Annotated in this window: 17 protein-coding genes and 1 tRNA gene; 7 read left to right on the top strand and 11 right to left on the bottom strand. The window is 64.7% G+C overall.

Annotated elements, in window-relative coordinates:
- Nucleotides 1–324 precede the first annotated feature (324 nt).
- Nucleotides 325–1,587, bottom strand: coding sequence for an ATP-binding protein (locus J6525_RS21195; RefSeq protein ID WP_225646156.1), 1,263 nt, complete (start codon nucleotides 1,585–1,587; stop codon nucleotides 325–327).
- A gap of 71 nt (nucleotides 1,588–1,658) precedes the next feature.
- The gene (locus J6525_RS21190) at nucleotides 1,659–2,405 is read right to left on the bottom strand and encodes a response regulator (protein ID WP_225646155.1); all 747 of its coding nucleotides are present in this window, start codon (nucleotides 2,403–2,405) and stop codon (nucleotides 1,659–1,661) included.
- A gap of 204 nt (nucleotides 2,406–2,609) precedes the next feature.
- Here J6525_RS21190 and J6525_RS21185 point away from each other — a divergent pair, with 204 nt between their 5' ends.
- On the top strand, nucleotides 2,610–3,443 hold the full coding sequence (locus J6525_RS21185) for a DUF3313 domain-containing protein (protein ID WP_225646154.1): 834 nt from the start codon (nucleotides 2,610–2,612) through the stop codon (nucleotides 3,441–3,443).
- Between the two features lie 5 nt (nucleotides 3,444–3,448).
- Here J6525_RS21185 and J6525_RS21180 read toward each other — a convergent pair whose 3' ends face one another.
- Nucleotides 3,449–5,062, bottom strand: coding sequence for an acyl-CoA synthetase (locus J6525_RS21180; protein ID WP_225646153.1), 1,614 nt, complete (start codon nucleotides 5,060–5,062; stop codon nucleotides 3,449–3,451).
- Nucleotides 5,063–5,139: 77 nt separating this feature from the next.
- Nucleotides 5,140–5,904: a FadR/GntR family transcriptional regulator gene (locus J6525_RS21175; protein ID WP_225646152.1), complete on the bottom strand. Its 765-nt coding sequence runs from the start codon at nucleotides 5,902–5,904 to the stop codon at nucleotides 5,140–5,142.
- 185 nt (nucleotides 5,905–6,089) lie between these two features.
- On the opposite strand from J6525_RS21175, the gene J6525_RS21170 reads away from it, so the two are divergent.
- Nucleotides 6,090–7,295 (top strand): ABC transporter substrate-binding protein, encoded by a 1,206-nt coding sequence (locus tag J6525_RS21170; protein WP_225646151.1) that lies wholly within the window; start codon nucleotides 6,090–6,092, stop codon nucleotides 7,293–7,295.
- A gap of 64 nt (nucleotides 7,296–7,359) precedes the next feature.
- On the opposite strand, the gene J6525_RS21165 is transcribed toward J6525_RS21170, so the two are convergent.
- Nucleotides 7,360–7,435: transfer RNA gene (locus J6525_RS21165), tRNA-Trp, on the bottom strand.
- A gap of 169 nt (nucleotides 7,436–7,604) precedes the next feature.
- Here J6525_RS21165 and J6525_RS21160 point away from each other — a divergent pair.
- Nucleotides 7,605–8,828 (top strand): serine hydrolase domain-containing protein, encoded by a 1,224-nt coding sequence (locus tag J6525_RS21160; RefSeq protein WP_225646150.1) that lies wholly within the window; start codon nucleotides 7,605–7,607, stop codon nucleotides 8,826–8,828.
- A 116-nt stretch (nucleotides 8,829–8,944) separates the two neighbouring features.
- On the opposite strand, the gene J6525_RS21155 is transcribed toward J6525_RS21160, so the two are convergent.
- Entirely contained in the window at nucleotides 8,945–9,712 is a 768-nt protein-coding gene (locus J6525_RS21155) for an SDR family NAD(P)-dependent oxidoreductase (protein WP_026192903.1), read from the bottom strand.
- A gap of 139 nt (nucleotides 9,713–9,851) precedes the next feature.
- The gene (locus tag J6525_RS21150; RefSeq protein WP_225646149.1) at nucleotides 9,852–10,559 is read right to left on the bottom strand and encodes a histidine phosphatase family protein; all 708 of its coding nucleotides are present in this window, start codon (nucleotides 10,557–10,559) and stop codon (nucleotides 9,852–9,854) included.
- Between the two features lie 152 nt (nucleotides 10,560–10,711).
- Here J6525_RS21150 and J6525_RS21145 point away from each other — a divergent pair, with 152 nt between their 5' ends.
- Entirely contained in the window at nucleotides 10,712–11,497 is a 786-nt protein-coding gene (locus tag J6525_RS21145; RefSeq protein WP_225646148.1) for an SDR family NAD(P)-dependent oxidoreductase, read from the top strand.
- Between the two features lie 786 nt (nucleotides 11,498–12,283).
- A complete protein-coding gene (gene argE / locus J6525_RS21140; RefSeq protein WP_225646147.1) occupies nucleotides 12,284–13,453 on the top strand; it encodes an acetylornithine deacetylase in 1,170 nt (389 codons plus the stop codon).
- Nucleotides 13,454–13,485: 32 nt separating this feature from the next.
- Here argE and J6525_RS21135 read toward each other — a convergent pair whose 3' ends face one another.
- The 3 genes from J6525_RS21135 to J6525_RS21125 form a co-directional block, all read right to left on the bottom strand.
- The gene (locus J6525_RS21135) at nucleotides 13,486–14,400 is read right to left on the bottom strand and encodes a DMT family transporter (RefSeq protein WP_225646146.1); all 915 of its coding nucleotides are present in this window, start codon (nucleotides 14,398–14,400) and stop codon (nucleotides 13,486–13,488) included.
- Nucleotides 14,401–14,748: 348 nt separating this feature from the next.
- Entirely contained in the window at nucleotides 14,749–15,807 is a 1,059-nt protein-coding gene (locus tag J6525_RS21130) for a phosphotransferase family protein (RefSeq protein WP_092082388.1), read from the bottom strand.
- 135 nt (nucleotides 15,808–15,942) lie between these two features.
- A complete protein-coding gene (locus J6525_RS21125; protein ID WP_225646145.1) occupies nucleotides 15,943–17,175 on the bottom strand; it encodes an acyl-CoA dehydrogenase family protein in 1,233 nt (410 codons plus the stop codon).
- 329 nt (nucleotides 17,176–17,504) lie between these two features.
- Here J6525_RS21125 and J6525_RS21120 point away from each other — a divergent pair, with 329 nt between their 5' ends.
- Entirely contained in the window at nucleotides 17,505–18,194 is a 690-nt protein-coding gene (locus J6525_RS21120; RefSeq protein ID WP_225646144.1) for a TetR/AcrR family transcriptional regulator, read from the top strand.
- Between the two features lie 29 nt (nucleotides 18,195–18,223).
- Here the strand turns inward: J6525_RS21120 and J6525_RS21115 are convergent, their stop codons facing one another.
- Nucleotides 18,224–18,619, bottom strand: a complete 396-nt coding sequence (locus J6525_RS21115) for a RidA family protein (RefSeq protein ID WP_176936864.1) — start codon at nucleotides 18,617–18,619, stop codon at nucleotides 18,224–18,226.
- A 195-nt stretch (nucleotides 18,620–18,814) separates the two neighbouring features.
- On the opposite strand from J6525_RS21115, the gene J6525_RS21110 reads away from it, so the two are divergent.
- The coding region (locus J6525_RS21110; RefSeq protein WP_225646143.1) for a transposase at nucleotides 18,815–19,021 on the top strand (207 nt) is incomplete at its 3' end.

The following is a 19,021-nucleotide window of genomic DNA, read 5'->3' as shown; positions in this document are numbered from 1 at the left end:
TCCGTCTCCGGACGATTGCAACGTTTCAAGGAATCCGAACAGCCGACCTTGCGGACCCAGCCCTCGTTTGGAAGGTTGAGCCGATAAACGAGCTCGAATGTTCGGGGAATTAGGCCGCGCCGGATATCCGCCATCTAAGCGGGCCGGCTGCGAGTGCCGGGTATCTACTGCGAGACCGGCCAAACGTCAAGATCGGCGGGGTCGGGTCCGGCTCCCGCCCGGTTCGGGCAGATCGGGCATTGGTCTCTCCAAATCAAGGGCTTAGCCGGCGCCCCGCGATCCCCTGGGGTCCTGGCGCGATCAGCGTCGTTCGTCTCGCCTCCTCTAGGCCAGGCCGGGTTTTGGCGGCAGCAGCATCGATACGAGCAGTCCGCTCGGCTCCCGCAGCCTCAACGCGATGCTGCCGCCATGGCGCTTGGCGATATCCTGCGCGATCGACAGCCCCAGCCCGAAGCCCCCCTCCTGCCGGGCGCTGTCGGCCTTGAAGAAGGGCTCGAATACCTTGTCGTGCAGCGCCGGCGGAATGCCCGGACCGTCGTCGGCCACCTCGATCTCGATGTGGCCGGCCTCCATGGGGCGAAGCGTCACCGCGACCTTGCTGCCGTGCTTGACCGCATTCTCCACGATATTGGTGACGGCGCGCGACAGCGCGCGGGGCCGGCAGGCATAAGGCAGACGCGCCGGCCCGGCATAGGATACCGCGTGGCCCATGTCGGCGAAGTCCGAACAGATGGTCTGCAGGAAGCTCGGCAGGTCGATGAACGACGCCGCCTCCGAGCGGGCATCCTCGCGCAGATACTCCAGGGTCTCGTTGATCATGCGCGTCATCTTGGCGATATCGCCCAGCATCGCCGGGCGCAGGGTGTCGTCGCCGACGCGCTCGGTACGCAGCCTGAGCCGGGTCAGCGGTGTCCGCAGGTCATGACTGATGGCGGCGAGCATGCGGGTGCGGTCGTCGAGCAGCGCTGCGATACGCGTGCGCATGTCGTTCAACGCGTCGGCGACCTGGGCGATTTCGAGCGGACCGCGCCGGCGCAGCACCTCGGGAGCCCGCGGCGAGCGGCCGAACGAGGTCGCGGCACGCGCGACGTCGGCCAGCGGCGCGATCACCCAACGCACCGCGTAGACCGACAGCAGCAGCATCGAGATCAGCACGATGATCGTCCCCCCGGCCAGCGGGCGGAGCAAAGTGGACCAAAGACCGCCTTTGACCGCAACGTCGGCCATCAGCGCGTGGCCATCGTCGAGTCTCACGATCACCTGTGACGACGAGCCTGCGGGATGGCGCAGATCCTCCATCAATTCAATTCCGGGCTCGGCAGCGAGTTGCCGGAACGCTCGCATGGAAAACGACCGCGTCTCTGCGGCTGTTCGAGGCACCAGTTCGCCCAAGGCGACGCGCCTGACGTCGAGACCGCCGCGCCTGGCTGCGGCCAGCAGTTCATCCGCGTCTGCCGGCGTCTTCGTGGAACGCACAAGCTGCGTGAGCTCCGCGACCCGCCCGGCCAGAAACTTCTGCGTGTCGGTGATCGAGGGAGAATCGAACAGATAGATGATGGTCACCGCCGCGAGCGTGATGCCGATCAATTCCGAGAGCGCGACGAGGCTCATGAGTTGCGCAGCGACGCTGCGCGGCATCAGCCGCTGCGCCCATCCCATCAGATCTGCTCGACCTCGGGCGTGAACACGTAGCCGCCGAGCCGCACCGTCTTGATCATCGAGCGGTCCTTGGGATCCGGCTCGATCTTCTGCCTGATGCGGCTGATATGAACGTCGACGCTGCGCTCGACCGATGCGATCAGGCCGCCGAAGGCCTGCTCGATCAATTGCTCGCGTGACAGCACCTGCCCAGGATTGCGGCAGAACGCCAGCAGCAGATCGAACTCGGCACTGGTCAGCGTGATCCGGACGCCCGCGGGGTCATGCAGCTCACGGGTGGTGGGGTTGATGCGCCATCCGGCAAAGGTCAGCGGACGCGGCCGTGACCGCGACGAGGCGCCGCTCTCGACGCGGCGCAGCAGCGCCCGGATGCGGGCGACCAGTTCGCGCGAATTGAACGGCTTGGTGACGTAGTCATCGGCACCGAGCTCGAGGCCGAGGATGCGGTCGATGTCCTCGCCGCGCGCGGTGACCATGATGATCGGAATCGAAGACGACATGCGCAGGCGCCGGCAGATGCTCAGCCCATCCTCGCCCGGCAGCATCACGTCGAGTACGACGAGATCAAAGCTCTCGCGCTTGAGCAGCGCATCCATCTCCACGGCCGAGCCGACCAGCACCGGCCTGAAGCCGTTGTCCTCAAGCACCTCGGCCAGCATGCGCGCGATATCGGCATCGTCCTCGACGCAGAGGATGCGTGCGTTGGTGACGGGGAAAGCCACGAGGTCGTATTCCAGGATTTGCATCACGGCATTTTAGAGGCCTCGGCCCCGGATGCGCAGTGCGCAAATATAGCGTTTTGTTAAGCCTGCACGGCCAAATGTGGCTCAAATAGGTCGCGCGGTTTCGCGAGCTACATCTGACTTAATATCTCTTAATCCCGACCCGGGCGGCCCTGCCCTATCGTGACGTGCGATCGTTCGTGGGGTGAGCGGTCGTTCGAGGGGTACATGAGAATCGAATTTCTGCCGGGCGCTGCGGTTGTGGTGGCGTTGTTGTCGGGCTGTGCCAGCGCACCGATGACGCGGGGCGGGTCACTGGCATCCTACGACAATCTCACGCCGTCCGACGGCGTGCTGGCGAAATCGCTGGTTCGCGTCAACAAGGACGAGGTCCTCGCTGCGAAGACGGTGCGGATCGTCCCGACGACCTTCTCGCAGGCAGCGTCGCCGACGCTGTCCCAGGAGCAGCGGCACCTGGTGGCCAACGCGATCGATCGTTCGCTGTGCGTCGGCCTGAGCGAGCGGCTTCAGGTCGTTGGTGCCGATCAGCCTGCGGATCTGTCCGTGCACGCGCTTGTCACCCAGGCGGCGCCCACCGACGAGGTCGCGGCGGGCACTTCCAAGGTGGTCAGCTTCCTGCCGAGCGCGCTCGGCGCAGGCGTGCCGGTGCCGGTGCCGCGGTTGCCGGTCGGGCTTGGCAGCTTGACCGTCGAAGCCGAGGTGCGCGATCAGGCCAGCCGCCAGCAGGCGGCGATGATCTGGGCCCGCGGGGCGAATTCGTTCACCAACTCACCGATGGTCTCGAGCGCCGGTGACGCCTACGATCTCGCCCCTTCCTTCAGCGACGATTTCAGCAAGCTCGTCGTCACCGGCGCAACGCCATTCGGAAAGGCGCCGGAGCTGCCATCGTTCGACAAGATTGGCGCAACGTTCGGCGGCAAGCCGAAATACGCGGCCTGCGAGGCGTTCGGCCGCAGCCCCGGCCTGGTCGGAATGGCCGCCGGCAAGCTTGGCTTGCCGCCGGAATGGTCGGACAAGGCGCCCGCGACAGCTGGCCAATAGACAGCCTAGCCGGCGAAGCTCTTCTGCACCGCCTGGTCCAGCGTGGTGCCGCCGACATAGCGCTGGCGCAGCTCGCGCTTGAGCAGCTTGCCGCTCGGATTCTTCGGCAAGGCATCCACGAAGATGACCTGCTTCGGCACCTTGAAATGGGCCATCGACGCCGCGCAATGCTTGATCACCGCATCGGCATCGAGGCTTTCGCCGGCCTTGACCACAACGATCGCGGTCACCGCCTCGATCCAGCGCGGATCGGGCAGCCCGACCACCGCGACCTCCGACACCGAAGGCAGCCGATAGATCATCTCCTCGACCTCGCGGCTCGCGACATTCTCGCCGCCGCTCTTGATCATGTCCTTCACGCGATCGACCACGGTGATGTAGCCGTCGGCATCGACGGTCGCGAGATCGCCGGAATGAAACCAGCCGCCGGCGAACGCGGCCGCAGTCTTGACCGGATCGTTGTAATAGCCTGACAACAGATGCGGCGAGCGATGCACGATCTCGCCGACCTCCCCCACCCCGACGTCGGTCATATCAGGCCTGACCACCCGCGTCTCGACATTGATCGCGGGCTTGCCGGCCGAGCCCGCCTTCGGCAGCTGGTCCTCCGGCGACAGCACGGTCGCGAGCGGCGCGATCTCGGTCTGGCCGTAGAAATTCCAGAATTTCACCTCGGGCAGCCGGCGCTGCAACTCGAGCAGCACCTCGACCGGCATGATCGAGGCGCCGTAATAGCCCTTGCGCAGGGTCGACAGGTCGGTGCGGTCGAATGCGCCCGAGCGCAGCATCGCGATCCAGATCGTCGGCGGCGCGAAGAACGAATTGATCTTGTGGGCCGCGATCAGCGCCAGGACATTGTCGGGCACCGGCTTGCCGGTAATGAGACTGGTGGCGCCGAGATAGATCGCAGGCCCCAGGAAAACGTCGAGCTGCGCGCAGTGATAGAGCGGCAGCGCGTGCAGCACCGTGTCGTCGGTCGCCATGCCGCCGTCGATGATGCAGCTGACATACTGCCACATGACGGCTTCGTGGGTGAGGATCGCGCCCTTCGGCAGCGACTCGGTGCCGCTGGTGTAGATGATCTGCGCGGGATCGCGGCTGTCCACCGACGCCTCCGGCGCCGACGCGTCGCTGTGCAGCAGGCTGTCGAACGTCGTGATGCCTTCGGGCGCGGTGGCCGGGTCCTCGCCGGGCAGCCAGATCAGGGTCTCGACCGCCGAGCCCTTGGCGGCCGCAGCGTGCGCCGTCTCCACGAAATCGGGGCCGACCGCGAGCAGCTTGGCGCCGGAATTGGCGAGGATGAAATTGATCTCGTCCGGATTGAGCATGAAGTTGATCGGCACCAGGATGGCGCCGATCCGGGCCACCGCAAAGCGTAGCGCGGCGAAGCCGTGCGAGTTGCGCGACAGCACCGCGACGCGATCGCCCTTGGCAACGCCAAGCGCAAGCAACCCTCGCCCGAGCCGATTGCAGATCGCGTCCATCTCCGCAAAGCTCCAGCTCACCGCTCCGCAGATCAGCGCGGTCTTGCCGGGGTAGCGCTTCGCCGACCGGCGCAGCAGATCGCCGATGCTGTGCTCGCGGGCGCGCTGGATGGTCGCTGCGATGTCTCCGCTCATTTGTCCCTCCCGAATGTGCTTGTTGTCTTTGTCTTGTGTTTTCGTCTTGTCTTCGTCTTATCTCGGCCGCGCCGTCGCTATTGCCGCGCGGCGTAAGCGTGTTCCATGTAGGTGTGCTCGACCGAGCGATCGAGCGAGGCGATCTTCTCGAAACCGCGCCGCCAGTCCTGCAGGTGCCGCCGCGTCCACAGCACGCCGGCCTCCTTGTCGCGCCGCTTGATCGCGTCGAGCAGATGATGGTGCGCCTCGACCAGCCGCGCGCCGCCCTCAGGCACGCCGCCCACGATCATCTCGGTGGTCGGAAAGAACAGTTGCGCGGCGGGCTCGCGCGCCAGCTGCAGCACGCGGTTCTGCGAGGCCTTGGCCATCAGCACATGGAATTCCGCATCGAGCTCGGCAAGCGCAGCGGGATTGCCGACGACAGCTGCGCTGCGCTCGAGATTGCCGGCGAGCTCGGCGATGTTCTCCTCGGTCGCGCGCTCCACCGCGCCCTCGACGCTCGCGACCTCCAGCGTCATCGAGGTCTCGAACAATTCGCGGAACGTCACCTCGTGCAGGATCAGCGCACGGGACAGTCGCGTCGCGAGCTTGTTGTAGCGCGGCAGGCAGGCCTGCAGCCGGCGGCTGGAATCGCGGCGGATCAGCCCGCCCTCCTCGAGCACGCGAATGCCTTCGCGCACCGTCGAGCGGTTGACGCCGAACTGCGCAACCAGCTGCTGCTCGGTGCCGATCAGCTCACCCGGCTTGATCCGGCCGTTGATGATCTCGCGTTCGATCGCGTCGGCGACCTTCTGATAGGCCGGCGCGACATCGATGCGCCGGAACAGCGGCGTGGTGGGCATCTTCAGCTCCCGCGGACTCCCGATTGTCGTTTGTCGGACAAAGGATAGGCGAAGGCCCTTGGGGCGTCAAATGAGCGATATCCGGCCTGATTGTCGCACCTGGGCGGCCGGAATTGACACCGGAACCGGGCAAATCTAACTTTGTCGGACAAACAGATAAGAACACCTCGGGGAGGCACACCATCATGAAATCCATCGTCACGAGTCTGTCCGCCGCCGGCCTGATCGCGGCTGTGCTGGCAGGGCCGGCGCTCGCCCAGCAGGCGCCGCTCAAGATCGGCGTGCTCACGGATTTCCAGTCGGTCTATTCGGACATCGGCGGCGCCGGCAATGTCGAGGCCACAAAGATGGCGATCGAGGAGTTCGGCGGGTCGATGTTCGGCAAGCCGATCGAGCTCGTCACCGCCGACGCCCTCAACAAGGCCGACGTCGCCGCCACCATCACCCGCAAATGGTACGAGGCCGAGAATGTCGACATGATCATCGACATGCCGACCTCGGCGACCGCGCTCGCCGGCATGGAGATGTCGAAGCAGTTCGAGAAGATCATGATCGTGACGGATGCGGCAAGCTCCGACATCACAGGCAAGTCCTGCTCGCCCTACACGTTGCACTGGACTTACGACACCTACGCCAACGCCCACACCGTCGGCAGCGCGATCGTGAAGAACGGCGGCGACACCTGGTTCTTCATCACCGCCGACTATCTGTTCGGCCATTCGATCGAACGCGACACCGGCGACGTGGTCCGCGCCGCCGGCGGCAAGGTGCTCGGCAGCGCGCGGCATCCGCTCAACACCCCGGACTTCTCGTCCTTCCTGCTGCAGGCGCAGGCCTCGAAGGCCAAGATCATCGGCATGGCCAATGGCGGCGCCGACACCATCAACACCATCAAGCAGGCCTCCGAATTCGGCATCGTCGCGGGCGAGCAGAACCTCGCGGGTATCGTGATGTTCATCTCTGACATCCACAGCCTCGGGCTGAAGCTCGCGCAGGGCCTGATCATCACCGAGGCCTACTACTGGGATCTCAACGACCGCACCCGCGCCTTCGGCAAGCGCTTCTTCGAGCGCATGAAGCGGATGCCGACGATGAACCAGGCCGCGACCTACAGCGCCACCCTGCACTACCTCAACGCGGTGAAGGCCGCCGGCACCAAGGAGACCAAGCCGGTGCTGGCCAAGATGCGCGCGACCCCGGTCCGCGACGCCTTCACTGACAACGGCGTGGTGCGCGAGGACGGCCGCATGGTGCACTCGATGTTCCTGTTCGAGGTCAAGAAGCCCGAGGAATCGAAGGCGCCGTGGGATTACTACAAGGTGCTCGCCGAAGTGCCCGGCGACCAGGCGTTCCGGCCGCTGAAGGACGGCGGCTGCCCGCTCATCAAGTAGGCAAACATGATCATGGCCGGGATCCGAGACCTCGGCCAACACCTTCAAATGATTGGGTAAAAGCTGGCAGGAGTGGCAGGGCTCGAACCTGCGACCCCCGGTTTTGGAGACCGGTGCTCTACCAATTGAGCTACACTCCTGCAGGGAACCAGCGTCGCCGCCGGTTCGCGCCGTTTCAAGCACAGGGCATGGCCGGTTTGCAAGGGCGAAGCGGTGAAGCTTCTGTTCATTGCAAAACTTCTGCGCCAGACTTCGGCGATCACCCCGTGTCGGCACCTCGCCGCAAGAATCAAGAACCAGGGAGAGACCATGAACGCCCAAACCGCCACCAAGCACGCCGCCAGCCCGACCACCGCCTCCCTCCCCCTCGCCAAGCCCGAATCGATCGGGCTGTCGAGCGTGCGGCTGCAGGCGATGTCCGACACCTTCCGCCGCGAGGTCGACAAGGGAACCGTGCCCGGCGTGACGGTGCTGGTGGCGCGGCGCGGCCAGATCGGCTGGTTCGACGCGATCGGCCGCCAAGGCCCGACCGCCTCGGCGCCGATGACCCATGACACGATCTTCCGCATCTTCTCGATGACCAAGCCGATCGTCTCGGTCGGCATCATGCAATTGCTGGAGGACGGCCACTTCCTGCTCAACGACCCCGTCGCGAAGTTCATCCCCGAATTCGCCGAGACCAAGGTCGGCGTCGACAACAACGGCAAGCTCGAGCTGGTACCCGTGCAGCGGCAGATGACGATCCAGGACCTGCTTCGCCACACGTCTGGGCTTACTTATGACCACACCGGCAACGGCCCGGTGCAGCAGCTCTACCAGCAGTCGCGGCTGCGCAGCCGCAAGATCACCAATGCCGAGCATGCCACCATGCTCGCCGGCATGCCGCTGGTCTGCCAGCCCGGCGCCGAGTGGAACTACAGCCGCTCCACCGACATCCTCGGCCGCATCATCGAGGTCGTCAGCGGCAAGACGCTCGGCGCCTACCTCGCTGAGCACATCCTCTCGCCGCTGCAGATGACCGAGACCGCCTTCCACACCGGGGAAGCCAATGCCGGCCGCCTCGCCGAGGCGTTTGCCAACGATCCCTGGACCAACGACAAGGTGCAGCTGTTCAACATGCTGGAGAAACCGGCGATGGAATCCGGCGGCGGCGGGCTGGTTTCGACCACGATGGACTATGCCCGCTTCGCGCAGATGCTGCTGAACGGCGGCTCGCTCGACGGCACCAGGATTATCGGCCGCAAGACGCTCGAATTCATGGCCTCCGATCACCTCGGCGCCGGCGTGAAGATCCAGGGCACGCTGGTGTCGCCCGGCCACAGCTTCGGCCTCGGCTTCGCGGTGCGCATGCAGCAGGGCATCGCGCCGTTCTCCGGCTCGGTCGACCAGTATTTCTGGAGCGGCATGGCCGGCACATTCTTCTGGATCGATCCGAGCGAAGACCTGATCGCGGTCTTCATGATGCAGGGCCCGGGCCAGCGCGAATATACCCGCTCGCTGGTACGCAACGGGGTGTACGCGGCGGTGGAGTAGTCCGTCATTTCGGGGCGCGAACCTAAGATGCGCAATCGCGCATCGGGGAATCTCGCGCAACAACATCGAGATTCCGGGTTCAGCCCTGCGGGCTGCCCCGGAATGACGAGTGATGCTCAGCTGATCGTCGCGCCGCCGTCGATCACGATGGTCTGGCCGGTCATGAAGTCGCCGGCGCGCGAGCCCATCATCACGGCGGCGCCCGCGATCTCGTCCGGCACGCCGATCCGCAGCAGCGGCGAGCGTGCGGTCGAGGCCTTCAGATTGTCCGGATTGTCCCACAGCGCCTTCGCGAAGTCGGTCTTGATCAGGCCGGGCGCGATGCAGTTCACGCGGATATTGTGCTTGCCGTATTCGCAGGCGAGGTTGCGCGCGAGCTGCATGTCGGCGGCCTTGGAGATCGCGTAGGCGCCGAGGATGGTCGAGCCCTTCAGGCCGCCGATCGAGGACACGATGATGATCGAGCCGTCCTTGCGCTCGATCATCTGCGGCACCACCATCGAGATCAGCCAGTTGTTGGCGACGATGTTGTTGTCGAGGATCTTGCGGAACTGATCGTCGGAGATGCCGGCGAGCGGACCGTAATACGGGTTCGACGCCGCGTTGCAGACCAGCACGTCGATCTTGCCGAAGGCGCGGTTGCTCTCGTCGACCAGGTTCTGCAGGTTCTCCTTCGACGAGATGTTGGCCGCGATCGCAACCGCGGTGCCCTTGCCGTAGCTGTCGTTGATCTCCTTCGCCACCTGCTCGCAGACGTCAGCCTTGCGCGAGGAGATCACGACCTTGGCGCCGTGCTCGGCCATGCGCTCGGCGATCGCGCGTCCGATGCCGCGCGTCGAGCCGGTGATGACGGCGACTTTTCCCTTCATGTCGAACAAGGTCATGTTTCTCTCCCTGATGTTAAGTGTTCGTCTTAGCGTCATTCCGGGGCGACGCACCAGCGTCGAACCCGGAATCTCGAGATTCCCCGATGCGCAATTGCGCATCTGCGGTCTGGTCCTTCGGACCATCCCGGAATGACGATCACGCAAGCTTGCTCGCCGGCCTGACTTCAGGCCCCGACGGCTGATGCATCGCGGCGTGGCGCGGATCGGCAATCCAGGGCTGCTGGTTCACCATCGGCAGCCGCCAGGTCGACAGACCGGCGCTTGCGATGTGATCGAGCCGCGTCACCGAGACATTATCGATATCGAACGACAGCCCCCTGTCCGGCTGGCCGCCGAGCGCCAGCCCGACCGCAGCTTTGATGACGCCGCCATGGCCGACGGCGATGATATTCCTGCCCGCTTCCGCGGCGGTGATCCGCACAATGGTGCGGCAGACGCGGGTGTAGAGATCCATGTAGCTCTCGCCGTCGGGCGCGGGCTCGTTGACGTCGGCGAACCAGGCCGTGCCCGGCGGACGGCTGGCGAGAAACGCGGCGCGGTTCATGCCCTGCCACTGGCCGAGATGCTGCTCGGCGAAGTCGCGTTCCTGCGTCATGCTTTCCGGCTTTGGAAACCCGGCAGCCCAGATCGCGTCCGCGGTCTTGTGCGTGCGCTTCAAATTGCTCGAATACCAGACCGCATCGCGCGGCAGCATCTTGGCGACCGCCTCGAACACTTCGACATCGCCGGTGTCGCAGTCGATATCCTCTTGTCCGTAGATGTTGCCGCCGTCGCTCCGCACCGGCGCGTGACGAACCCACCACCACCGCGTCACCGTCACGTCAGGCTTGTCTGGATTGGACATCGGATGAGCCCTTCAATAGTGTCCCGTCTCGCTGTACGTCACGCCGCACATCGTCTCAAGTGCTTCGGACGTTTGAAATTTTGTTTGAATTCCGTCGCGCGGCAGACGCGCCAAGGACCACCCGAACTAATCACGTGAACAGGGAGAAACTCATGGGTCGCCTCGAAGGCAAATCCGTCATCATCACCGGCGCTGGCAGCGGCATCGGCCGCGCCGCCTCGCTGCTGTTCACCAGGGAAGGCGCCAAGCTGATCGCGGTCGATCGCACCGAGGGCGTGAACGAGACCGCCAAGCTGGTGCGCGATGCCGGCGGCACCGTCGAGGCCGTCACCGCCGATGCCGGCTCGGAGAGCGACGTGAAGGCCTTCATCGAGAAGGCGGTTTCGCAGTACGGCAAGCTCGATGCGATCTGGGCCAATGCCGGCGTCAGCGGCGGCCTCGTCCCGCTCGCCGACCAGACCGTCGAACATTGGCAGGAAGTGCTGCGCGTCAATCTGATCGGCCCGTTCCTCGCGATCAAGCATTCGATTCCGCATATGACGAGGCAAGGTTCCGGTTCGATCGTCTGCACCGCGTCCGTCGCGGGCCTGAAGTCGGGTGCCAGCGGACATCCCTATGGTGCGAGCAAGGCCGGCGTCATCAGCCTGGTGCAGACCACCGCCTACTCGCTCTCCGGCACCGGCGTGCGCATCAATGCGGTGTGCCCAGGCCTGATCGAGACCGGCATGACCAAGCCGGTGTTCGATCGCGCCAAGGAGCGCGGCACCCAGGACAAGATCGGCCAGCTCAATCCGCTCAAGCGCGCCGGCCAGCCGCATGAGCTCGCCGCGATGGGATTGTTTTTGGCGAGCGATGATGCGTCCTACGTCAATGGCCAGGCCATCCCGGTCGACGGCGGCCTCACGGCATCGATGCCGTATACGGGCAAGCCGATCTAGCAAGGGCTCCAAGCCATCGTCCGCGGTGGCGCCGCATACACCAGCGTCGTCCCGGCGAAGGCCGGGACCCATACTCCGCGGCGGATGTCGTGAAAGGGACTCGTCGTTCCAGCAACGTGCAACAATGACCATTTGTGGTAATGGGTCCTGGCTTTCGCCAGGACGACAGCGAATGTGTGGCACGGTCTCCATCCGCAATCGTCGTCCCTGCGGAAAGCAGGGACCCATACTCCGCAGCCGGGGTTGTGAGCGGGACTCGTCGTTCCGACGTCGCGCAACAAGCAGCATTGGTGGTTATGGGTCCCGGCCTTCGCCGGGACGACGGCAGTGGACGGTCTCCGATTCATGATGACAAATGCGCGGTGTCATCACCTGCGCATACGCATGCGGGTGATCCAGTATTCCAGAGACCTCTGTGCTTGAGCCGAGAGGCCGCGGCGTACCGGATCGCCCGGTCCGAGTCGGGCGATGACAGCCGAGAATGGGGAACAGTTTCGCATTCTCGCGACATGAATCGTCCGAGTCTTGCCTTTCATTCCGCGCTAGGTCGGCGCAACGCGCGCGACCCGATGATAGCTCCACGAAACCCATCATCTCACCGCGCGGATATATTCGATGGGTTTCGCTTCGCTCTACCCATCCTACGCGCCTGGACCTCCAACAACCGCCGGCAATGGTCCGAATATTGCTTGGCCTCGGCAGGCTATCCAGCTGTTATACTTCGCTGGCAGGATCGCCCGCACACTCGCAGTTCCTCGCACAATCCCCCTCGCAAACGAACAGGCAATGCAAAATCAACGTCCCGACCGCATCCGCAAGCTATTGGCCGACCTCGTCGCGTTCGACACCGTCAGCGACCGCAGCAATCTGCCCCTGATCGACTACATCGAGCGCTACCTCGCCTCGCTTGGCCTTACGGGGCAACGCATCGTCGATGATACCGGGCAGAAATCCTCGTTGTGGGTCACTGTCGGCCCCGAGGACAAGGCCGGGCTGGTGCTGTCGGGGCATACCGATGTCGTGCCGGTTGTGGGACAGGACTGGAGCCACAACCCGTTCGAGCTCGTCGAGCGCGACGGCCGGCTGTACGGCCGCGGCACCACCGACATGAAGGGCTTTGTCGCCGTCTGCCTCGCGATGGTTCCCGAGATGCTCGCGGCCGATCTGAAGACGCCGATCTATCTTGCGATCTCCTATGACGAGGAGATCGGTTGCGTCGGCGTGCGGCCGATGCTGCGCGAGGTCGCGCGCAAGCCGATCAAGCCGCTCGGCTGTTTCGTCGGCGAGCCGACCCAGATGCAGGTGATCATCGGGCACAAGGGCAAGCACGGCGTGCGCGCCACGTTCCGCGGGCTTGCCCGCCACTCCTCGATTGCGCCCGACGGCGTCAACGCCATCGAATATGCCGCCGACCTGATCACCGAGATCCGCCGCCGCGCCGCGTTGCTGACCGCGGATGCCGAACAAGGCAGCCTCTACGATGTCCCGCACTCGACCCTGCTCACCAGCATCGTGCATGGCGGCGCCGCGCTGAACATCGTGCCCGACCAATGCGTGGTGGAATTCGAATGCCGCGGCATCGGCATCACCGAGTCGAGAGAAGTGACGGACGCGATCATCGCCTGGGCCAAGGCCGAGATCGAGCCGGCGATGCGCAAGCGCCATCCCGAATGCGGCATCGACTTCGAGGAGATCCTCGACTACCCCGCACTCGACACCCAGGCAGACGCCGCCATCGTCACGCTCGCCAAGCAATTTGCCGACCGCAACGACCACGCCAAGGTCGCCTTCGGCACCGAAGCCAGCTTGTTCGTCAGCATGGCGGACGTGCCGTCCGTCGTGGTCGGCCCCGGCTCGATCGCTCAGGCGCATACCCCGGACGAGTTCGTCGAGATGTCGCAGCTCGAGGCATGCGGCGCATTCGTCGCACGGCTGATCGCGCATTGCGCGAAGTGATTTGCAAATGATTGCGTAGGATCACGGATGCCTCACAACCCGTCCGGCGGTAGCCCCGGTCCCGTTGCGGCGGGACGGAGCTTGTCGCGCTTGCGCTCGCGGTAGAAGGCATAGAGGCCGGAGGCCACGATGATCGCGGCACCCGCGAGCATCGGACCGTCGGGCTTGTGGCCGAAGGCGAGATAGCCCGTCAGCATCGCCCACGGCAGCGCGGTATAGCGGAACGGCGCCACCGCCGAGATGTCGCCTGTGCGCAGCGACACGATTATGCACTGATAACCGATCAGGATCAGGACCGCGGCCAATATGAGCAGGCCGAGCGCGGTGCCGCACGGCGGCCGCCAGCCGCCGAGCGGGACAAGGACGACAGCACCCGCCGTCGTCACGGTCACGGTGGTGAGCAGCGTGATAAACACGGTCGGCAGCTCTTTCGGGATACGGCGGGTGGCGAGATCCCGCACCGCGCAGAAGCCGACCGACGCCAGCGCCAAGAGCGCAGCCTGGCTAAAGCCTTCCGCACCGGGCCGAACGATGACAAGCACGCCGATGAAGCCGGCCGCGATCGCAAGCCAGCGCCGCCAGCCGACCGGCTCGCCGAACACCAGCGCCGCACCGAGCGTGATGACCAGCGGCAGCGCCTGGAAGATCGCCGAGGCGTTGGCGAGCGGGATCTGCGCGATCGCGGAGAGATAGGTCAGCGTGCCGCCGATCTCGCCAAGAACGCGCAGCCCGACCGGCCAGATCAGCAGCACGCTGAAACTGCGCAGCGCGTCACGGTACCAGGCGAGCGCCGCGACCAGCACCATCGCAACCAGGCCGCGCACCAGCAGGATCTCGCCGATGTTGAGCTCCGCCGACACCGCCTTGGTGATGGTGTCGTTGACCGTGAAGCTGGCCATGGCCGCAGCCATGAACAGGCTGCCGCGAAGGTTCGAGGAGAGGGTCAAAATGAAAATGTCCGATCAGGACCAGGGCGGGCGTTGACGGGACTGACTTGCCAAAGCGGCAGCGCGAACTCAAGTCACAGATGGCTACAATGCGGAAACATGCCGCACCTTGCAGCGGCGGCGCGATCTTGCTCCCTCGCCCCGCTCTTGCGGGGGCGAGACGAGCGCAGCTCGCTCTTAGAGGATTGGGGTGAGGGGCTGTCGCCGCATCAACGGCGACAGATGTGTTTGCGGAGACTCCCCCTCACCCGGATCGCATCTGGCGATGCGATCCGACCTCTCCCCGCAGGCGGGGCGAGGTGAACGCAAAGCGGCGCGAACCCTGTGGGATCGCGCCGCGTTCCTGGATCAGGTTGCGCCGGCCTTCTGCGCGTATTCCCATGACGCCTGCGACAGCGGCACGGTGCGCTTGGCCGACTCGAGGGCCTTGGCATTCGCCGCGGTGCCGTCGCGAACCCGGCCCGCGATGCCCTGCGTGATGCCGGCAAGGCGGAACAGGTTGTAGGAGAAATACCAGTTCAGGTCCGGCACCGGGATGCCGGTCACGTCGCAATAGATCTGCGCCGCTTCATCCTGGCTCGGAATGTTCAATGCCTTGAGATCGGCATTGACGAGGCCCGGCATGGTCCACTGCATCAAGAGGTAGGTGAAGTCGGCCATGGGATCGCCGAGCGTCGACAATTCCCAGTCGAGCACCGCCTGCACCCGCGGCTCGGTGGCGTGGAAGATCATGTTGTCGAGGCGATAGTCGCCATGCACGATCGAGACGCGCTTCTGCTCCGGAACGGTTTTCGGCAGCCACTCGGCGAGCTTCTCGAATTCGGGAATGTGCTGCGTTTCGGAGGCGCGGTACTGCTTGGTCCAGCGATCGACCTGTCGCGCAAAATAATTGCCGGGCTTGCCGAAATCGCCGAGGCCGATCGCCTCGGGATTGAACAGATGAAGCTTGGCCAGCGTCTCGATCTTGCTGGCGAAGATCTTGCGGCGCGCGTCGGGCTCCTGGGTCGGCAGCGTCGGATCCCAGAACACCCGCCCCTCCTCCATCGACATGATGTAGAAGGCCGAGCCGATCACGGCGTCGTCGGTGCACAGCGCGTAGGCTTTCGCGACCGGGAAATTCTGCTTGCCAAGCGCCGCGATCACGCGGAACTCGCGATCGACCGCATGCGCCGACGGCAACAATTTACCGAACGGCTTGCGCCGCATCACATAGTTGCGGCCAGGGGTCTCGAGCTTGTAGGTCGGGTTGGACTGGCCACCCTTGAACTGCAGGACCGTGAGCGGCCCCTGATAGCCTTCGACGTGTTCCCTCATCCAGGCGTCGAGACTGGCCTCGTTGATACGATGGCGCTCCTCGACTTCCCTTGTGCCGGAAAATTCTTCGTCTTTCCTGACGCCGTCCGCCACGATGACGCTCCCTCAACTCGATTTTTCAAGGAGCGCGTCGGGGCGCTCCCTCAATCAGACTGGCACGCCAGCCTGATCTCTCTTTTTCATTCTGAGCACGATGTGCGCGCGAACGCCATGCGTTCCGCATCATGCTCAGTGCGACGTGTTTGCATACTTCCGAAGTTCAAGTCTGGCAATGGCGCGATTGTGCACCTCGTCCGGACCGTCGGCGAGACGAAGCGTGCGGATGTGGGCGTAGGCGCGGGCGAGCCCTGCTTCGTCGGAGACGCCGCCGCCGCCAAAGGCCTGGATCGCCTGGTCGATGATCTTGAGCGCCATGTTGGGCGCCGCGACCTTGATCATCGCTATCTCGGCCTGCGCGGTCTTGTTGCCGACCTTGTCCATCATGTCGGCGGCCTTGAGGCAGAGCAGACGGTTCATCTCGATGTCGGTGCGGGCATCGCCGATACGCTGCTCCCAGACCGAATGCTCGATGATCTTCTTGCCGAACGCGGTGCGCGAGGCGAGCCGCTTCACCATCTTCTCCAGCGCCTCTTCGGCCTGGCCGATGGTGCGCATGCAGTGATGGATGCGGCCCGGACCGAGACGGCCCTGCGCGATCTCGAAGCCGCGGCCTTCGCCGAGCAGGATGTTTTCCTTCGGCACCCGCACGTTCTCGAGCAGCACCTGGGCATGGCCGTGCGGCGCATCGTCGAAGCCGAACACCGGCAGCATCTTCTCGACCTTGATGCCGGGGGTGTCGAGCGGCACCAGGATCTGCGACTGCTGCTGATGCTTGGCGGCGTTGAAGTCGGTCTTGCCCATCAGGATCGCGATCTTGCAGCGGGGATCGCCGACGCCCGACGACCACCATTTGCGGCCGTTGATGACGTAGTGATCGCCGTCCTTCTCGATCCGGGTCTCGATGTTGGTGGCGTCGGACGAAGCAACCGCCGGCTCGGTCATCAGGAAGGCGGAGCGGATCTCGCCGTCCATCAGCGGGCGCAGCCATTTGCGCTTCTGCTCCTTGGTGCCGTAGCGGATGAACACTTCCATGTTGCCGGTATCGGGGGCGGAGCAGTTGAACACTTCGGACGCCCAGGAGATGCGACCCATCTCCTCCGACAGCAGCGCGTATTCGAGATTGGTCAATCCCGCGCCGTGGAATTCATCGTCCTCATGCGAGGACGGCGGCATGAACATGTTCCAGAGGCCTTCGGCCTTCGCCTTCTTCTTCAGGTCCTCGAGGATCGGGATCACCTTCCAGCGCGGGCCCTCGGCGTCCTGCTTGTCGTAGATCGGCACGGCCGGGCGAACATGCGTTTTCATGAAAGCCTGAACGCGCTCCAGCCATTCCTTCTGCCTGGCCGACATCGTGAAATCCATGGGACGCTCCTCGTTTCCTAGACTTGGGCCGCTGACCTGGGCCGCTGACCTGGGCCGTAGCCATTTGCCGACATTGTTGACCCCGCCTCCGCGGCTCGCAAGGGCGTTCGCGGAAGGGCGGCGGTGGTGTGCCAGAATGCTGCCCCGCGATCCGCGGATTGACATTTCCGACCGTTCAAACGATAGTTTCATACAAATGTTTGAAATGCAACCTCGCGTTCGTCATTCCGGGGCAGCCCGCAGGGCTGAACCCGGAATCCGGAAATTGTGGAGCGAGATTCCGGGTTCGATGCTGCGCATCGCCCCGGAATGACCGGAGGCTCTCAGCCATGGCCAGCGACCAGACCCGATCCGCCATTCTCGCCGCCGCCGAGCGGCTTTATGCCGACCGCGGCTTCGGCGACGTCACGCTGCGCGACATCGTCGCGGAGGCGAACGTCAACCTCGCGGCGGTGAACTATCATTTCGGCTCCAAGGACGAATTGATCGCGGAGCTGTTCGTCACCCGCAGCATCCAGACCAACCGCGAGCGCCTCAACGAACTGCGGGCGGCGGAGGAAAAAGGCGGCGGCCGCGCCTCGATCGAGGACATCATGCGCGCCCTCGTCGGCCCCACCCTGCGCGGCTGCCTCGGGCCGGATCGCGAGGGCTCGACCGCGGCGCGGTTCATGATCCGCGCCTCGATCGAATCCGTGCCGCCGATCCGCCGCATCAAGAATCGCGAGGTCGATCACTTGCGCAAGTTCGCCGCCGCGATGCGCCGCGCGATGCCGGCGAGCAGCGACACCGAGCTCTATTGGGGCCTGCACTTCGCGCTCGCGATGGCGCACCACACCATCCGCGAGAAGGAACGCCTGCTGCGGCTGTCGGAAGGCAAATGCGACCTCGACGACGTCCGCGGCATCATCGACCGCGTGGTCACGGTCTCGGTGATGGCGCTGACGTTGGGCGACGTGCCGAGCAAGCCGGCGCCGCGGCCGGTCGCGATGCACGGTCGGCTGACGCGGCAGGATCTGTGAAGCGAGGTCGCCGCTGCGGCGCTCTGCCCTTACACCATCGCGATGCAGTCGATCTCGACGTCGAACGGCCCGGTCCATTCCGGGATGCAGACGAAGATCCGCGCCGGCGGCTGGTGCGGGAAGTACCTTGCATAGACTGCATTGAAGGTTGTGAAGTGCTTTGCCGAAGTGCAGAACACGTTGCACTTCATCACATTGTCGAGCGTGGCGCCGGCCGCCTCGAGGCATTGCTTGAGCTGCTCCATGACCAGCTCGCTTTGCCGCTCGATCGACGCGCCGGCGGCGAACTCGCCGGTCGCGGGATCGAACGGCGGCAGGCCGGAGACGAACACCATGTTGCCGGCCCGGGTCACCGGCGATGCCGGCGCCTTCCAGCGCTCCAGCCAGCTCGAGATCGGTTCGACGCGGACCACTTCCCGTTTCATGATTGGCACCTTCGATGAAGGATCGATGGCGCCAATCTAGCAGGACGATGTCAATGATGCCTCGATGCTGGTCGAAGTGTACCAGCGACGGCCTCGCTGTCTCACCGTCATCCTGAGAGCCTGACTGAAAAATGGGTGAGTGATCTCAGTGGGGTGTGATTCCATCGGATTTGCAAAGATTCGAGGGAGAGCACGATGCCCTGGACCAAGATCACTCGGGAGCAATATCGGCGGGACGATCTGCGTTATGCAAGCGATATGACCGATGCGGAGTGGGCGCTGATCAGACGCCTGTTGCCGCGAGCGAACCGGCGCGGCCGGCCGCGTAAGACGGAGCTGCGTCGTGTGATCGAAGCGATCCTCTATATCGTTTCGACCGGCTGCCAGTGGCGGGCGTTGCCG

Origin of the sequence: Bradyrhizobium australafricanum (genome assembly GCF_020329495.1) — a bacterium.
GTDB classification, from domain to species: domain Bacteria; phylum Pseudomonadota; class Alphaproteobacteria; order Rhizobiales; family Xanthobacteraceae; genus Bradyrhizobium; species Bradyrhizobium australafricanum.
Note: the sequence above shows the minus strand (reverse complement) of the source record. Positions and strands in the feature narration are given on the sequence as shown.